18 protein-coding genes and 1 tRNA gene are annotated in these 14,330 nt (G+C 66.9%); 5 read left to right on the top strand and 14 right to left on the bottom strand.

The annotated features are described in order from the left end of the window. Positions 1–8: 8 nt before the first annotated feature. Positions 9–308 (top strand): hypothetical protein, encoded by a 300-nt coding sequence (locus tag AC5P5R_RS12850; protein ID WP_100438274.1) that lies wholly within the window; start codon positions 9–11, stop codon positions 306–308. A gap of 163 nt (positions 309–471) precedes the next feature. Here the strand turns inward: AC5P5R_RS12850 and AC5P5R_RS12845 are convergent, their stop codons facing one another. The 4 genes from AC5P5R_RS12845 to AC5P5R_RS12830 all read right to left on the bottom strand — a co-directional run bounded on the left by AC5P5R_RS12845 (position 472) and on the right by AC5P5R_RS12830 (position 5,214). Further along, on the bottom strand, positions 472–2,124 hold the full coding sequence (locus tag AC5P5R_RS12845; RefSeq protein ID WP_005407715.1) for a M28 family metallopeptidase: 1,653 nt from the start codon (positions 2,122–2,124) through the stop codon (positions 472–474). A gap of 105 nt (positions 2,125–2,229) precedes the next feature. After that, a complete protein-coding gene (locus tag AC5P5R_RS12840) occupies positions 2,230–3,162 on the bottom strand; it encodes an MBL fold metallo-hydrolase (protein ID WP_100438273.1) in 933 nt (310 codons plus the stop codon). A gap of 253 nt (positions 3,163–3,415) precedes the next feature. Continuing rightward, entirely contained in the window at positions 3,416–3,712 is a 297-nt protein-coding gene (locus AC5P5R_RS12835; RefSeq protein ID WP_024956159.1) for a hypothetical protein, read from the bottom strand. Positions 3,713–3,921: 209 nt separating this feature from the next. Then, a complete protein-coding gene (locus tag AC5P5R_RS12830; RefSeq protein ID WP_100438272.1) occupies positions 3,922–5,214 on the bottom strand; it encodes a tryptophan--tRNA ligase in 1,293 nt (430 codons plus the stop codon). 108 nt (positions 5,215–5,322) lie between these two features. Here AC5P5R_RS12830 and AC5P5R_RS12825 point away from each other — a divergent pair, with 108 nt between their 5' ends. Beyond that, a complete protein-coding gene (locus AC5P5R_RS12825) occupies positions 5,323–6,132 on the top strand; it encodes a hypothetical protein (RefSeq protein WP_012478876.1) in 810 nt (269 codons plus the stop codon). A 74-nt stretch (positions 6,133–6,206) separates the two neighbouring features. Here the strand turns inward: AC5P5R_RS12825 and AC5P5R_RS12820 are convergent, their stop codons facing one another. The 3 genes from AC5P5R_RS12820 to rocF all read right to left on the bottom strand — a co-directional run bounded on the left by AC5P5R_RS12820 (position 6,207) and on the right by rocF (position 7,853). Then, positions 6,207–6,428 (bottom strand): CsbD family protein, encoded by a 222-nt coding sequence (locus AC5P5R_RS12820; RefSeq protein ID WP_004153772.1) that lies wholly within the window; start codon positions 6,426–6,428, stop codon positions 6,207–6,209. A gap of 206 nt (positions 6,429–6,634) precedes the next feature. Continuing rightward, on the bottom strand, positions 6,635–6,772 hold the full coding sequence (locus AC5P5R_RS12815) for an entericidin A/B family lipoprotein (RefSeq protein ID WP_005407710.1): 138 nt from the start codon (positions 6,770–6,772) through the stop codon (positions 6,635–6,637). A 160-nt stretch (positions 6,773–6,932) separates the two neighbouring features. Further along, positions 6,933–7,853 carry an arginase gene (gene rocF, locus AC5P5R_RS12810; protein ID WP_100438271.1) on the bottom strand — a complete coding sequence of 307 codons (921 nt, stop codon included), beginning with the start codon at positions 7,851–7,853 and terminating at the stop codon, positions 6,933–6,935. 130 nt (positions 7,854–7,983) lie between these two features. Here rocF and AC5P5R_RS12805 point away from each other — a divergent pair, with 130 nt between their 5' ends. Then, positions 7,984–8,331 (top strand): hypothetical protein, encoded by a 348-nt coding sequence (locus tag AC5P5R_RS12805; protein ID WP_005411961.1) that lies wholly within the window; start codon positions 7,984–7,986, stop codon positions 8,329–8,331. A 24-nt stretch (positions 8,332–8,355) separates the two neighbouring features. On the opposite strand, the gene AC5P5R_RS12800 is transcribed toward AC5P5R_RS12805, so the two are convergent. Beyond that, entirely contained in the window at positions 8,356–9,126 is a 771-nt protein-coding gene (locus tag AC5P5R_RS12800) for a DUF3011 domain-containing protein (RefSeq protein ID WP_005411960.1), read from the bottom strand. Between the two features lie 594 nt (positions 9,127–9,720). Here AC5P5R_RS12800 and AC5P5R_RS12795 point away from each other — a divergent pair. Both AC5P5R_RS12795 and AC5P5R_RS12790 read left to right on the top strand, forming a co-directional pair. After that, positions 9,721–10,128, top strand: coding sequence for a hypothetical protein (locus AC5P5R_RS12795; protein ID WP_043035194.1), 408 nt, complete (start codon positions 9,721–9,723; stop codon positions 10,126–10,128). Positions 10,129–10,208: 80 nt separating this feature from the next. Continuing rightward, positions 10,209–10,508, top strand: a complete 300-nt coding sequence (locus AC5P5R_RS12790; protein WP_005407704.1) for a hypothetical protein — start codon at positions 10,209–10,211, stop codon at positions 10,506–10,508. Positions 10,509–10,765: 257 nt separating this feature from the next. Here AC5P5R_RS12790 and AC5P5R_RS12785 read toward each other — a convergent pair whose 3' ends face one another. The 6 genes from AC5P5R_RS12785 to birA all read right to left on the bottom strand — a co-directional run bounded on the left by AC5P5R_RS12785 (position 10,766) and on the right by birA (position 14,273). Continuing rightward, the gene (locus tag AC5P5R_RS12785) at positions 10,766–11,068 is read right to left on the bottom strand and encodes an addiction module antidote protein (protein WP_005407703.1); all 303 of its coding nucleotides are present in this window, start codon (positions 11,066–11,068) and stop codon (positions 10,766–10,768) included. A 40-nt stretch (positions 11,069–11,108) separates the two neighbouring features. Then, positions 11,109–11,414 carry a type II toxin-antitoxin system RelE/ParE family toxin gene (locus AC5P5R_RS12780; RefSeq protein WP_005407702.1) on the bottom strand — a complete coding sequence of 102 codons (306 nt, stop codon included), beginning with the start codon at positions 11,412–11,414 and terminating at the stop codon, positions 11,109–11,111. A gap of 191 nt (positions 11,415–11,605) precedes the next feature. Continuing rightward, positions 11,606–11,681, bottom strand: a tRNA-Thr gene (locus AC5P5R_RS12775). Positions 11,682–11,721: 40 nt separating this feature from the next. Beyond that, on the bottom strand, positions 11,722–12,570 hold the full coding sequence (locus AC5P5R_RS12770) for an SPOR domain-containing protein (protein WP_062606017.1): 849 nt from the start codon (positions 12,568–12,570) through the stop codon (positions 11,722–11,724). 9 nt (positions 12,571–12,579) lie between these two features. After that, positions 12,580–13,311, bottom strand: a complete 732-nt coding sequence (locus AC5P5R_RS12765) for a type III pantothenate kinase (protein WP_005407698.1) — start codon at positions 13,309–13,311, stop codon at positions 12,580–12,582. Continuing rightward, complete coding sequence (birA, locus tag AC5P5R_RS12760; RefSeq protein ID WP_100438270.1) at positions 13,308–14,273, bottom strand: bifunctional biotin--[acetyl-CoA-carboxylase] ligase/biotin operon repressor BirA; 966 nt, start codon at positions 14,271–14,273, stop codon at positions 13,308–13,310. Before birA ends, AC5P5R_RS12765 begins: the two co-directional genes overlap by 4 nt. Between the last annotated feature and the right edge of the window lie 57 nt (positions 14,274–14,330).

The raw sequence follows: 14,330 nt of genomic DNA, 5'->3' as shown, positions 1-14,330 counted from the left end.
CGTCACTGATGTGGATCGCGGCGACGCTGGCCGCAGCCACGGCACTGGCCTGGCTGCTGCGCCGCCCCAGCGCACAGGTCGCGTGGCCACGCACCGGGTTCGGGGTCGCCCTTCTGGTGTTCTGCGCCGCGCTGGCGCTGCAGCTGGCGGTGGACCTGGGCAGCGGCCACAGCTCGCTGCAACTGCGCCTGCATCGCGGCATCAATGCAGGGTCGCCGGTTGGCCTGCGCACGATGGTGGCGTGCTATCTGGCAGCGCTCGCTGCCGCCGGCTGGGGCGCGTGGAGGCTGCTGCGCCGGCGCAGGTAGTGCCGGCCGCTGGACGGCAATCAGCAATCAGCAATCGGTAGAGTCGACTGTTAGTCGACTGCTCTCTCTGTCGGCACCGAAAAACCCGAGCTGCGCGCGATAGTCGACTGGCAGTCGACTCTACCCCCGGCGAAATGACATGACACCCCGCCGGTCCCGAGCCTCAGCGGCGGGCCGCTTCGCTCTTGTCGCGCGCGCCGCGGAACTCCGATTCCTTCTCCCACGTCGGCCAGCGGCGGCTGTTGGCCAGCTCGGCACCCAGGTCGTAGACCAGCAGAGTGTCAGCCGCGTGGCCGCTCGGATCCCAGCTCGGGGTCCAGGCATCGCAGGCCTGGTGGTAGCAGTCGGCGAAATACTTCTCGCGCAGCGCGCGGCCGGCTTCAACGCCGCCGTCCAGCTTGTCCAGGCCCGGGCCGATGGTGATCGCCGGCACGCCCAGGCGGGCAAAGGCGAAGTGGTCGGCGCGGTAGAAGAAGCCGGCCTCCAGGTTCGGGTCCGGGCTGTAGCTGCGACCGCGGGCCTTGGCCACGCGTTCCAGGTCGCCTTCCAGCGACACCCGGCCCTTGCCCCACGAAGCGATGTCGCGGGTCGCGCCATCCGGGCTGAACATCTCGATGTTCAGCACTGCAGCGGTCTTGTCCAGCGGCGCCAGCGGATGCGCGGCGTAGTAGCTGGCGCCCAGCAGGCCCTTCTCTTCGGCGGTGAGGGCGACGAAGTACAGCGTGCGCTGCGGCTGCGGGCCGGCGGCGAACACGCGGCCCAGTTCCAACACCGTGGCCACGCCGGTGGCGTTGTCGATCGCACCACGGCGGATGCGGTCGCCCTTGGCGTCGGCTTGGCCGATACCGAACGCATCCCAGTGCGCGGAGAAGATCACGGCCTCGTCGGCGTGTTCACCACCGGGCAGCTTGGCCACCACGTTGCGGGTCACCACCTGCTCGCGCTTGAGCGCGAAATCCACGCTCAGCTTCGCGTTGTCCAGTGCCACCGGGCGGAAGTCGGCACGCATCGCCTTGCGCTTCTCGGCATCGAAGTCGAGGCCGGCGTCGGCGAAGATCGCCTCGGCAAGTTCGCGCTGCATCCAGCCACGCAGCGGCGTGTGCTGCGCCATCGCCTCGGCCTGGCCGCGTTCGATGTCGAACAGCGGCGAGGTGCCCGAGCTCTTCACCGTGGCCCAGCCATAGGCGGCCGGCGCGGTTTCGTGCACGATCAGCACGCCTTCGGCACCACGGCGCGCGGCTTCCTCGAACTTGTAGGTCCAGCGTCCGTAATAGGTCACCGCCTTGCCATCGAACGCGCCCGGTGCATCGGCCTCGAAATCGGCGTCGTTGATCAGCACCACAGCGATCTTGCCGTGCAGGTCCACGTCCTTGTAGTCGTTCCAGTGGCGTTCCGGTGCGTCGATGCCATAGCCGACGAACACCAGTGGCGCGTCCTTGATCTGCACGCGCTTGCGCGGCTGCAGGCTCTGCAGGGTCACGTCCACGCCGTTGGCCAGCGCGCGCTTGCCCTGCTTCAGCGACAGGCTGGCCTTGGCCGGCCCGTCCAGCTGCGCGCGCACCAGCGGCACCGGCTGCACCCAGCTGCCATCCACGCCACCCGGCTGCAGGCCGTAGCTGCGGAACTGCTCGATCAGGTACTGCACCGTGCGCTCTTCGCCCTCGGTGGCCGGCGCGCGACCCTCGAATTCATCCGACGCCAGCACACGCACGTGGCGCGACAGAGCCTGCGGATCGATGCCGCCACCCGGGAGGTCGTTGGCCGCATGGGCCAGGCCACCGACGAACAGGCAGGACGACAGCAGCAACACGCGCATCGGATTCACGGCAGTACCACGGCTAGCTTGGAAGTCACCAGAGTGTAACGTGGTCGTGACATCACGGCGCAGCCTGGGCCCACGTCATCCACGCATGGCGTGGGTCTACCTGCTGATGCGGTCCAGCCAGCAGGCCAGGCCCTGCGCGTTGAGTTCGATGTCCATCGCCAGAACAGCGATCACCGCCGCATCGTCCAGCGCACAGCCATGCAGCTGTGCACGTTCCAGGTACAGCGCCTGCAGCGCGGCCAGCAGGCAGCGGTGGCGGTCCGGCCGGCCATCGCACTGGCGGCCGATGGTGGCCATCGCATCGATCTGTTCGAACAGGTCGTTGGCCAGTTTCTGCACCTGTTCCACACGTCCGTAGTGGGTCAGGTACATCGCCTGCGGGCCATAGCCCAGCATGTGCTGGATCGAGGCCTTCATCGCCTCCGGATCGAACTGCACCGGCGACGAGGTCGGGAAGATGAAGGCCCCCTGCGTGCTGTCCAGCTCGCGGTAGGAAATGCCGAAGGTATCGCCGGTGAACCAGCTGCGGCTGCGTGCATCCCACACGCAGTAATGGTGCAGTGCGTGGCCCGGGGTGTGCAGCAGCACCAGCTCGCGGCCGGCCAGGTCGATACGGTGGCCGTCCTCGGCCACCACCACACGATGTTCGGGAATGGCCTCGATACGACCATAGCTGCGCGCGATTTCCTCGGCACCGTACACCGCCGTGGCACCGGCAATCAGCCGGGTCGGGTCGATCATGTGCGGCGCACCGCGCGGGTGCAGCACTGCCTTTGCGTTGGGCAGCTGCTGCATCAGCAGGCCGGCGCCGCCGGCGTGGTCCAGGTGCACGTGCGTGAGCAGCAGCCAGTCCACCGCGTCAACGGCCAGACCCGCGTTGGCCAGCGCCTGCAGCATCGCCGGCACCGACAGGCCGGTGCCACAGTCGACGAACGCGGCGCGGTCGTTTTCAACGATCAGATAGGCCGCGTCGAAGTCGGGACGCTGGAAGCCGGTATCGATGGTGTGGATGCTGGGGTCGGCGATCATCGGCACGCACCTGGCAGGATCGGGAACAGACGCCCATGGTAGGCGCGCGGGCGGTCCGGGTTCGATGCGGCTTTGGTCGGGTGGTGCCGGGTTGTGGCCGGGTAGAGTCGACTGTCAGTCGACTGTCGCGCGCAGCGCGGGCTTCCAGAAGAGCAGTCGACTCACAGTCGACTCTACCAAGGGCAAGCGCAGGCAAGCGCAGGCAAGCGCAGGCCAACCAACCGCAGGTCCAGCGGGTGCGCAAGGGCCAGGTTCAGCGCAATGCGAACCGCGGCCGCAGCAGCAGGGCCAGCACCAGCACCGCCAGGAATGCGCCGTAGGCGTACAGCACCGCCAGTACCTGCGGCCAGATCGGGCCGGCGCCGGGCTGTGCCATGCCAAGTCGATACCCCCACAGCATCGAGGCGATGCTCAGGGCGAAGGCCAGCAGCAGGGTGGAGCCATCGAACAGGCGCCGCCGCGGGGTGCGCGGCTGGCGCGGGAACAGCCAGTACAGGCTGCCCAGCAGCAGGAACCAGGGCAGGAACAGCAGCAGCGACAACCAGGCCATCGCAGACTCCACGTCATCGCGCCGGAGGCGCGCGGACATCATGCCATGACCTTCGTTCGCGGGTAGGGCCGGCCGCTGGCCGGCATTTCCTATGCAGTGCCGTGGTAGTGCCGGCCGCTGGCCGGCGTTTTCCTATGCAGTTGCCGTGGTAGGGCCGGCCGCTGGCCGGCGTTTCCTATGCAGTTGCCGGCCAGCGGCCGGCACTACCCTTACGCTTCGCGCAGCATGGCCAGGGCCGCCAGCACGGCGTCCACTTCGGCGTCCAGCTTGAACAGTTCGCTCTGCAGCTGGTCACCCTGCTCCGCCTGCTTGATCACGGCGATCAGCTGCCCCGCATCGCGCGGCGAATCGAAGCCCTCGCTCTGGATCAGCAGCGTGCCGTCACCGGCGGTCAGCTTGAAGTAGAAACGGCCGTCCTTCTCGCGGTACTGCTTGAACTGCGGCGGTGCCACGCGGGCCACGCCGGCGTCCTCGCTGGCGATATCGCCTGCGGTGGACAGGTCACGCAGGCCCACGGCGTGGCGCAGCTCGTCCAGCAGCGGTGCCGCCAGCTGCTCGCGCAGCTGCTGGCCACGGCGCTTGAGCAGCGCCTCGATCTTCTCCGGCTCGGCCATCAGCGCGTTGTAGCGTTCGCGCAACGGCGACAGCTCGCTGTCGATGCGCTCGAACAGCTGCTGCTTGGCGTCACCCCAGCTGATGCCGGCGGCGAACGCCCTGGCGAATTCGGCGGTCTGTTCCGGGGTGGCGAAGGCCTGGTACATCTGGAACAGCGCAGAGCCCTCGGTGTCCTTCGGCTCGCCAGGTGCGCGCGAGTCGGTCAGGATCGAGAACACCAGCTTCTTCAGCTCCTCGCGCGGCACGAACAGCGGAATGGTGTTGTGGTAGCTCTTGCTCATCTTGCGGCCATCCAGGCCCGCCAGCGTCGCCACCTGCTCGTCGATCACCACGTCCGGCAGCGGGAAGTACTCCTTGCCATACACGTGGTTGAAGCGCTGGGCGAAGTCGCGCGCCATCTCGATGTGCTGGATCTGGTCACGGCCCACCGGTACCTGGTTGGCCTTGAAGATCAGGATGTCGGCGGCCATCAGCACCGGATACATGAACAGGCCGGCGCTGACGCCTGCGTCCTCGTCCACGCCTTCCTCACGGTTCTTGTCCACCGCCGCCTTGTAGGCGTGCGCGCGGTTGAGGATGCCCTTGCTGGCGATGGCGGTCAGGAACCACATCAGCTCGGTGGTCTCGCGGATGTCGCTCTGGCGGTAGAACCACACGTGTTCCGGGTCCAGGCCACAGGCCAGCCAGCTGGCCGCGATCTCCAGGGTCGCGCGCTGGGTGCGCTGCGGGTCCTGGGACTTGATCAGGCTGTGCAGGTCGGCCAGGAAGAAGAAGCTCTCGATCCCCGGCGCGCGGCTGGCCGCGATGGCCGGACGGATGGCGCCAACGTAGTTGCCCAGGTGGGGCGTGCCGGAGGGGGTGATGCCGGTAAGGACTCGGGTGGTCATGACTGCGTGGGGTAACCTTCGATGAACGGGGCCAGTTTACCTTGCACGCCACCAACCCCGTCAGGGCCTGCGGCGCGTTCATTCACGCAACCCCGCTGGAGACGCCCGATGAAACGCCTGCTGCCCCTGCTGTTGATCCTGCCCCTGGCCGGCTTCCGCCCCGCCCCGATGCCGCCGCCGGCCTACGAGGGCGGCCCCGTGCGCATGTCTCTGGTCGACCGCGACCGCGGCACCGAACTGCGCAGCTACCCTGCCGAGGGCCAGCGCTGGGTGGCCGGCGAGCGCGGCCACCGCTACGCCGTGCGCCTGTACAACGACAGCCCGCGCCGGGTGCTGGTGGTGCTGTCGGTGGACGGCGTCAACGCCATCTCCGGCGAGGATGCCGATCCGTCGCAGACCGGCTACGTGCTCAACCCCGGCCAGCGCGCCGACATCACCGGCTGGCGCAAGAGCCAGGATGAAGTGGCGCAGTTCGTGTTCAGCAGCCCCAGCGGCAGCTATGCCAGCCGCACCGGTCGCCCGGACAACATCGGCGTGGTCGGCGTGGCGGTGTTCGAGGAAGCGCGCCGCTGGCGTCCGGATCCGATCCTGCGCCGCAGCCTGCCGCTGCCGGCACCGGCCCCGACGGCCGAAGCGGCGGCCGATGCCAGCGCCAGCAACAGCCGCATCGAGGGCTATGCCAGCAAGTCACAGGCCCCTGCGCTGGGCACCGGCCACGGCGCACGCGAGCAGTCGTCGGTACGCGATACCGACTTCGAACGCGCCAGCCGCAGCCCGGCGCAGGTTCTGCAGCTGCGCTACGACAGCGCCCGCAATCTGCGCGCGCGCGGCATCCTGGTCGATACGCCGCCGTCGCGCCTGCCGCGCGAACCGCAGGCGTTCCCCAACCGCTATGTGCCGGACCCGCCGGCGCGTTGATCGGCCGCCCGGACGGCACAACGCCCGCAACCTCTCGGTGCGGGCGTTGTGCCGTGGGGGGAAAACCGTAGCGCTTACTTGTAGTCCGGGTAGTCCTTGCTCACGGCATCCTGGAACTCACGGACTTCCTTCTCAGCGCGGTCCTTGGCCCAGCCATAACGTTCCTGCAGGCGGCCGGCCAGATACTCGGCATTGCCTTCAGCCACATCGAAGTCGTCGTTGGTCAGATCGCCCCACTTGGCCTGGGCCTTGCCCTTCAGCTGCGACCACTTGCCGGAAATGATGTCTTTGTTCATTGCTGGGAGTCCTTGGTTGCAACGGCGTTCTTACCGTGGCTACAGCTTCGCGCAGCGGCTGTTGAGCGCCGGTCAACCGACCATGAAAGCACTGCTCACCTGCTTGAATGGTTCACTACGCTTCGACACGTACGCTGCAGAAAAACGCGCAAGAAAAAAGGCCGGGGAGGTCCCCCCGGCCTTTTTGCTTTCCGTCCACTTCAGGCTCAACGGCCCTTGGCGGCATCCTCAACCTTTTCGCCAGCCTTCTGCACGTCCTTGCCGGCACCGGCAACGGTGTTGCAACCGGCCAGCAGGGCCACCGAGAACATCGACAACAGCATCAGGGCAACTACGCGCTTCATGGGCTTCTCCTTGGGTTCGCCGCTATACCGCTTCATTCGCGGATGGGGTTCGGTCGCTCGGCGGAAGGAGCCAATGCCACTGCCGCCGCGTGATGTGCAATCTGGCGGCAGGGGCGTGGAGCGCGTGTGAACGGATCATCGATCCGTTCAGGCGGAGAGCTCAGTCGCGCATCAGGGTGGACTTGCCGAACAGGCTTTCGACCAGGTCCACGGCCAGTTCGGCGGTGGCATTCTGCTTGTCCAGCAAGGGGTTGAGCTCGACGATGTCCAGCGAACCCATGCGCCCGGTGTCGGCAATCATCTCCATCACCAGCTGCGCCTCGCGGTAGTTCACCCCGCCCGGCACGGTGGTGCCGACGCCCGGTGCGATGCTCGGGTCGAGGAAATCCACATCGAAGCTGACATGCAGGTGGGTGTTCTCGTCGATGCCCGCCAGTGCTGCCTCGACCGCGCGCTTCATGCCGTTCTCGTCGATGTAGCGCATGTCGTAGACATCCACCTTGTGGGTCTTGATCAGGCGCTTCTCTTCCGGGTCCACCGAACGGATGCCGATCTGGTGCACCTGGATGGGGGTGATCGCCGGTGCGCTGCCGCCGAGGTGGGTCAGCGCCTTCGGGCCGAGGCCGCACAGGCAGGCCACCGGCATGCCGTGGATGTTGCCCGATGGAGTGACATCGCTGGTGTTGAAGTCCGAATGCGCATCCAGCCACAGCACGCGCAGGGTCTTGCCCTGCTCGCGGCACCAGCGCGCCACGGCGGTGATCGAACCGATGCCCAGGCAGTGGTCGCCGCCGAGCATGATCGGCATGCGCCCGGCCTGCAGCTCGGCATAGCTGGCTTCCATCAGCGCATGGTTCCACGCCACGACTTCATCCAGGTGGCGGTAGCCTTCCACCGGCGCGGTCCACGGATTGCGCGGACCATCCAGGTTGCCCTGGTCGCGCACATCCACGCCGCGCGCCTCGAGCGCTTCCGGCAGCCCAGCCACGCGCAGCGCTTCCGGCCCCAGCCGTGCACCGCGATGGCCCGCACCCACATCGGTGGGAACGCCAATCAGCGATACGGAAATGGGATGGGCCATGGGTGCCTCCTGCGGGGGAAAAAGAAGCACAGTCTAGCCAGAGCTGTGTGACACCACTCGCGGCGGTGCAGCAGGGCCATTGCATGGCATGATGCCGCGCGGTCCCGACCACCTTTCATGGAAGATTGCGATGTCGCCCTTCATCAACACCGCCTGGCCACGCTTCTTCATGGGCGCGCTGCCCATCGCCGCTTTTGCGGTTCTGTTGAGCAGCTCGATCGATGCATCGCCGTACCGCTGGCTGATGCAGGCGACGCTCCTGCTGGTGCCGCTCTCGACCCTGGTATTCCTCGGGTTGGGTTGGCAGCGTCTGCGCAAAGCACACGCCGAACACCCGATTCTGAAAAGCGAGCTGCCCCGTGTGGCGACGGCATTGATCGGCAACGTGAAGCTGGCGGCGCTATGGTTCGGCCTGACCTTCGTTGGCATGTTCACCCTGATGCTGGCGTGGGTGTTGCTGTATAAGTCCTGCGGCTGAAGCCTGCCCCAACCCGCTGCGCGCTCAGCGTCCGCGGCGGCGAACCGGCGTCAGGCTCTGCACCTGGCCGTTGTTGCGCATCATGCACAGGAAGCGGCCGTCGGGATAATCGATGATCAGTTCCTGGTAATCGCTGCCCACCGGCATCTGGGTGACCAGGGCGCCCTGCGCGCCCTTGCGCACATTGCAGGCCCCCAGTGCGGTATCGCCTGACGGCGCCGGGGTGGTCACCGAAGACACATTGCGGAACACCGCGCGGCAGCCGCCATTGACCCACACCGAGTGCCGCGACAGGCCCCAGTTCTTGCCTTCCTCGCAGCGGGTGCGGCTGAGCTGGCGCACGATCTCCACATTGCCACGGGTATTCAGATCGCACGACACCTGCTGCTGGCCGGTGGATTCGCAAGTGACTTCGCGCGGTAGCGCGGCATCCCCGGTGGCAGCGTCGCCAGGGCGGGCGCTGTTTGTGGCGGGCGCGGGCGCACCACGGCTGCTGACCTGGCAGATGCCAGTGGCGCCGCCTCGGCCGGTGTAGCTGACCTGCGGCGAGCCGTCATCGTTGCGGCTGATCGACAGGGTGATGCCGCTGTTGGCATCGCGTGCTTCGAAATAGCGGTCGTTGAAACGTTTCAACGCCGTCTCGCGGCCTTGCACGTAGACCGGACCGCCTTCGTCGGCGTGCACATCGATGCCGCCCGGGCAGCTGGCGTTGAAGAACGGTACCGCGGCCATGGCTGGGACCACGAAGGCGGTGGATACCAGTGCGACGGTGAGCGACAGGGCATGGCGACGCATGTGCGGATCCCGAAGGGGCCCAGGATGGGCGTGTGGCGGCAGTATGCGGTGGAGCGCTGCGGGCTGTCCGTGAGGAATATCAATTTCCGGGTAGCGCGCGTGGGGATTCATGTCTGGTAAGGTGTTCTGGAAGCCCTGCCGGGGAAGTTAAGCCAGCTTTACTTCCTGGGCCATGAAAGGCCCTGCGACAGCAATGACGCACCAGGATTCATCGTTGGTTGCAGCCCCGCGCGAAATGTCGCTTCTGGCATTGCAATGCTCGAAACGGGCCAAACGCGATAATTCATTTTTCCTTTCAGATCACCCGATGCCATCGAAACAAACGACTGGCAGGCGGTGATTTCACGTGCGCATGATGAATCGCCACCTGCGAGGGTGGCCGGGACTTCCAAGCCCGTGTTGTCAACGATGTATACGCTTGCCAGCCGGCGTCGTCCTCCCAAGTACGGCGCCGGCTGGCAATCCGTTAGCCGATCGACGGCGGGCGGTGCGTGGGGGCCTCGTGCCCGCCGATTCGTTGACCCGGTCTTGGAAGCCACGCATCGCCCGCCACCCTCCTCGGGTGGCACCTCTGTTCCCGACGAGGATGCCCGCATGCCCAAGGCCCATCACCCGTACCTGACCGCCACCCTGGGCGAGGCTGCCCTGCGCCTGCCGCCCGAACTGGCGCAGCCGTTGGAAGCCGCTTTCGCCGCCGCCAACGAGGCCCCTGCGCCGATCAACCTGCCCGGATGCCTGCAGCGCATCCGCGCCGGTGATGCCGCCGACGGACAGCCGTGGACGGGGCCCGCCAGCACACCCGGCCAGGCCGTGGCCGCCGCACGCCGGGATCGCGCCGCAGTCGGCCTGGTGTCGTTGTTGGAGCCGTATCACGCCGCAGAGCGCGTGCGCGTGGACGGGGAAGAGAAGGACGATATCGGCGATGGCACGCGCGAAGGGCTGATGCTGGCCTGTCGGGGGCTGGCGGAGTATGTGGCGTTGCAGGTGGGCGGGGCTCAATAATGCGGAACATTGGCGTCTCCAACGCACAGATTCAACACGCCGCAACCCCGACGAACGAATCAGGCAGACCCGCTGCTGGAATGAGCACACCCTACCCAAACCTGAAACCTGTCCTCGTTGAGCTGCGGCTGGACGAAGTGGATTCGCGCGGCGGCGCTGTTGCCGAGATGATCGCCTCCACCGCGCGCCCCATGGCGCTGTCCATAAGCCCTGAACTCATGTGGTACAGCTTCGTGCTGAATGACAGAGCCATCGCCCGGATCCGTCCTGGAACGCGGGCGAATTGCACAATCTCATTCATCAATTACGAAGGTGCGAAGGAGGTGTTCACTTGTGGCACGTTGGCCGCCTTCGGAGACGGATCATCAACAAAGGGTTGATCCGCATCATCCGGTTTGATTGAACCTGTTCGCGCCGAATGCCTTGATCTGGCAACGGCAGACGCGTGAGGCATCAATGCGCAGCGTGGCACACAAGCTGCTTCGAGCCAGAATGGCCAAACGACTCCTCCTTTGCCGCGTCATTGAGTTGACTCACCGGCTTGGGACGAAAAAACCGCCGAAAGGCGGTTTTTTCATGCTTTTCCGTGCGCTTTACGTCCAGCGACGTGCCAACGCATCAAGGTCCGCACGTACGCTCATGCAGCGCTGGCATGCAGGCGCACACCCAGGGCACGAGTCACCTTCAGGATGGTCGAGAAATCAGGGCTGCGCTCGCCAGACAGGGCACGATACAGACTCTCCCGCGACAGGCCCGCCGCACGTGCGACCTTGCTCATCCCTTGGGCACGCGCGATATCGCCCAGCGCCTTGGCGATGAATGCCGAATCGCCGTCGCTTTCTTCGATGCATGCATCGAGATAGGCCGCCATTTCCTTCGGTGTATGAAGGTGTTCGGCCACATCAAATGCTTCGAGTTCAACTTTCTTCTTGATAGCCATGATGGGACAGCTCCAGTACTTCGGTATTGAGTCGTTTCGCCTACAACCAGTTCGATGCTCGCAGGGCACGCGCAATCTCCTTGGCCTTCTCTATATCGCGCTGTTGCGAACCCTTGTCGCCTCCGACCAGAAGAATCACCAACTGCCTGCCCCGCTGGGTGTAGTACACGCGGTAACCGGGTCCTGCATCGATACGCAATTCAGAAACGCCATCCGCCAGATAGCGGTGATCACCAGGATGGCCTTCAGCGAGCCGACCGATACGGGCCAGGATGCGAGCGCGTGCGGTTACGTCCTTGAGAGCGTCAATCCATGTCGCGAACTGACGGGTACGCTGGATCTTCATGGAGAAATGTAGCCTACTGGCTACATACTTTCAACAATCAGGTTCAACAATCAGGATCGCGCGCAGGGAAGTGCAGAGCGACGCATCACACGCCGCGAGGGAGAACAGCGGAGAAGGAAGGAGGGGGGGCGGGATCGGCGCCCGACTGGCCAACGCGCAGCCGCTGCAAAAAGAGATTGGCAGATGCCCATTGGTGCCGCTTATCCGAATCGAACGGATGACCTACTGTTTACAAGACAGTTGCTCTACCAACTGAGCTAAAGCGGCATGGGTGGATCACCGGCGGCAGCGCCGCGGTCCGGGGATTCTAGCGCAACCGCGTGCATTCCAGCGACCGGCTCTGTGCCGCCCCGCTGCGCTGCTGGGCCTGGGCCGGCTGCGTGCCTGCCGCCAGCTGCCCTTCCAGCCACCACTGGCCGGCGTCGCCGCTGGCGACAAGGCGCGGCTGGAAGCCGGCGGCCTGCACCGCCGCCATGCGCCGCTCGGCGCCTTCGCGGTTGCGGTACTGGCCCAGCGCCACGGCGTTGGCCTCCTCGCCTTGGCTGATGATGTAGTAGTCGCTCAGGCCAGCGGCGACGATGCGTTTCACGGTGGCCTGGGCTTCTTCGCGGTTGGCGGCGGCCGGCAGCATCACCCGGTAACGGGCACTGCCGCTGGCAGCGGGCTGTTCGCGCAGGCGCACCTGGCTGAGCAGCGTGCTGGCCTTGCCTTGCGCATTGGTCGCGGCGGCGCGGTCGGCGAACGGGCCCAGCGCGATGCAGCGCGGCGGTTCGGCAGCCACGGGCGGGGTTACGGGCTTTTCCGGCGCCGGGGTCGGTGCAGGCGGTGTTGCCGGCTTGGCAGCGGCAGCAACCGGCGTAGCCTCAGCCGCCTGCGGCTTGGCAATCTCCGGCTTGGCCGGGGCGGCGAGCGCCGGCGTTACAGCCACGGCCGTCTTCTCCGCCGGTTCGCGCTCCATCAACGGCGCGGTCGGCGCGGCGGCCGTGGCTTCGGCGGCCGCCGCGGCATCCACGCCACCGGGCACCCAGCGCAGCTCGGCCACGCCGGCGGGTTGCGGCGGCGGCGCAGGCTTCTGCGGTGCATCGCGCAGCAGCCACCAGCAGGCGACGCCAAGATTGAGGATGGCCAGTACGACGATCAGGGCACGGGTCAGCATGCGCGGATACTAGCCTGCGGGCTGGTGCACCGCCCAGCGGGCGAGGCCATCCAGCACCAGCGAGGGGTGGTAGTCGGCGCCAGGCAGCAACGGCATCAGCGCCGGTGCGCCGCCACCATGCACCAGCAGCGAGGGCGCAACGCCCAGCAGCGTGTGCGCCTGCTGTGCGCTGCGTTCGATCAGTGCCACGGCCGCACCATCGCAGCCGGAGGCGAGCGCGTCGGCGGTGTCGTTGGCGAATTCGCTGTAGTCACCGCCGGTAGCCGGCAGCTGCACCGCGCGGGCATGCAGTGCTTCGCGCATGGTGGTGGGCGATGCGGAAATGCGGCCACCGTGGTGCTGGCCGTCGGCGTCGAGCAGATCGATCGTCAGTGCGGTGCCTACCCCGACCACCAGCACCGGGCGCTGCGCCTTGGCCGCAGCCAGCAGGGCCAGGAAGCGGTCGACGCCGAATTTTTCGGGCTTGGCATAGGCAATGCGCACACCGGCGCATTCGGCGCTGGTACGCACCACGTGCACGTGCTCGAAGCGACGCTGCAGCTGGTCCAGCATGGCGCTGGTCAGCGACGGTGCGGCCACGCTGGCCACGAACGCGGTGGTGCCGCTGGGCAGGCTGTGCGGCGGCTGTCCGGCCATGCCTTCGGCGCCATGCGCCCAGGCCTGCACGTCACCGGCACGGTCACCCTGCAACGGCGCGAACTTGAAGCGCGAGTTGCCGAGGTCGAACAACCAATCGCTCATGCCGCCCTCACGCTGACTTCGCCGGCGTGCAGCAGGCGCTCGCGGCCATCGATGCGCACGCGCAAGGCGCCGTCATCAGCCAGGCCGAGTGCGGTGCCATGCTGCCACTGTCCTTCCAGTTCCACCCGTACTTCGCGACCGGCCAGCATGTCGAACGCGGCGTAGCGCGGCAGGAAGGGAGCGAGGCCTTCGCGATCGAATTCTTCCAGTGCCGGCAGCAGGCGCGCCAGCACGGCAGCAACCACCACGTTGCGGTCCACCGGCTTGCCGGCCAGCGTGTCCAGGTCCACCCACGGCTGGGTGATCTGCTCGGCGAAGGACGGCGGCATGTGCGTGTTGATGCCGATGCCAATCACCGCGCGCGCCGGGCCGGCGTATTCGCCACCGCCTTCTGCGAGCAGGCCGACCAGCTTGCGGCCATCGACCAGCAGGTCGTTCGGCCACTTCAGCTGCGCCTGGGTGAAGCCCAGGTCGTGCAGCGCTTCGGCCACGGCGATGCCGGCCACCAGGCTCAGCCCGGCCAGGCGACCGAGGCCACCGGAAAACAGCCGCAGCACCGAAAGGTAGACATGCGCGGCCAGCGGCGACGCCCACGTACGGCCGCGACGGCCGCGGCCGCCGGTCTGGCGCTCGGCCAGCAGGACGCTCACCCCGCGCTGGGGCGCGCTGCAACGCAGCAATTCGGCGTTGGTAGAGTCCACTGTCCAGGCGACCTGCAGGTCGTGCAGCAGGGCTTGGACGCCGACAGGCAGGCCGGCACGGATCGCATCCGGGTCCAGCAGGTCGACCGGGCGGGTCAGGCCATAGCCCTCGCCAGCGCGGCCCTCGATGTCTACACCGGCGGCTCTAAGTCCTTGAATACGCTTCCAAATGGCCGCCCGGGTCTGGCCCAGCTCACGGGCCAGGGCGTCGCCGGAGAGGCGACCGGCAGCGAGTTTGGCCAGCAATTGGCGGTCGTCCACGGCAGCTTCCACGAAGTCAGGAAGGAATTATGCGGGAAAGCCGCCAGCGGCGCCCGC

Source organism: Stenotrophomonas sp. YJH_SMC_19, from assembly GCF_059367915.1.
This window is presented reverse-complemented; position numbering and strand designations above follow the sequence as displayed.

Coding starts and splice junctions, on each gene's coding strand:
- AC5P5R_RS12790 (WP_005407704.1), top strand. CDS start 10,209: ATGAGCACACCCTACCCAAACCTGAAACCTGTCCTCGTTGAGCTGCGG.
- AC5P5R_RS12800 (WP_005411960.1), bottom strand. CDS start 9,126: ATGCGTCGCCATGCCCTGTCGCTCACCGTCGCACTGGTATCCACCGCC.
- rocF (WP_100438271.1), bottom strand. CDS start 7,853: ATGGCCCATCCCATTTCCGTATCGCTGATTGGCGTTCCCACCGATGTG.
- AC5P5R_RS12815 (WP_005407710.1), bottom strand. CDS start 6,772: ATGAAGCGCGTAGTTGCCCTGATGCTGTTGTCGATGTTCTCGGTGGCC.
- AC5P5R_RS12825 (WP_012478876.1), top strand. CDS start 5,323: ATGAAACGCCTGCTGCCCCTGCTGTTGATCCTGCCCCTGGCCGGCTTC.
- AC5P5R_RS12830 (WP_100438272.1), bottom strand. CDS start 5,214: ATGACCACCCGAGTCCTTACCGGCATCACCCCCTCCGGCACGCCCCAC.
- AC5P5R_RS12780 (WP_005407702.1), bottom strand. CDS start 11,414: ATGAAGATCCAGCGTACCCGTCAGTTCGCGACATGGATTGACGCTCTC.
- AC5P5R_RS12770 (WP_062606017.1), bottom strand. CDS start 12,570: ATGCTGACCCGTGCCCTGATCGTCGTACTGGCCATCCTCAATCTTGGC.
- AC5P5R_RS12785 (WP_005407703.1), bottom strand. CDS start 11,068: ATGGCTATCAAGAAGAAAGTTGAACTCGAAGCATTTGATGTGGCCGAA.
- AC5P5R_RS12805 (WP_005411961.1), top strand. CDS start 7,984: ATGTCGCCCTTCATCAACACCGCCTGGCCACGCTTCTTCATGGGCGCG.
- AC5P5R_RS12840 (WP_100438273.1), bottom strand. CDS start 3,162: ATGATCGCCGACCCCAGCATCCACACCATCGATACCGGCTTCCAGCGT.
- AC5P5R_RS12850 (WP_100438274.1), top strand. CDS start 9: ATGTGGATCGCGGCGACGCTGGCCGCAGCCACGGCACTGGCCTGGCTG.
- AC5P5R_RS12820 (WP_004153772.1), bottom strand. CDS start 6,428: ATGAACAAAGACATCATTTCCGGCAAGTGGTCGCAGCTGAAGGGCAAG.
- AC5P5R_RS12845 (WP_005407715.1), bottom strand. CDS start 2,124: ATGCGCGTGTTGCTGCTGTCGTCCTGCCTGTTCGTCGGTGGCCTGGCC.
- AC5P5R_RS12765 (WP_005407698.1), bottom strand. CDS start 13,311: ATGAGCGATTGGTTGTTCGACCTCGGCAACTCGCGCTTCAAGTTCGCG.
- AC5P5R_RS12795 (WP_043035194.1), top strand. CDS start 9,721: ATGCCCAAGGCCCATCACCCGTACCTGACCGCCACCCTGGGCGAGGCT.
- AC5P5R_RS12835 (WP_024956159.1), bottom strand. CDS start 3,712: ATGGCCTGGTTGTCGCTGCTGCTGTTCCTGCCCTGGTTCCTGCTGCTG.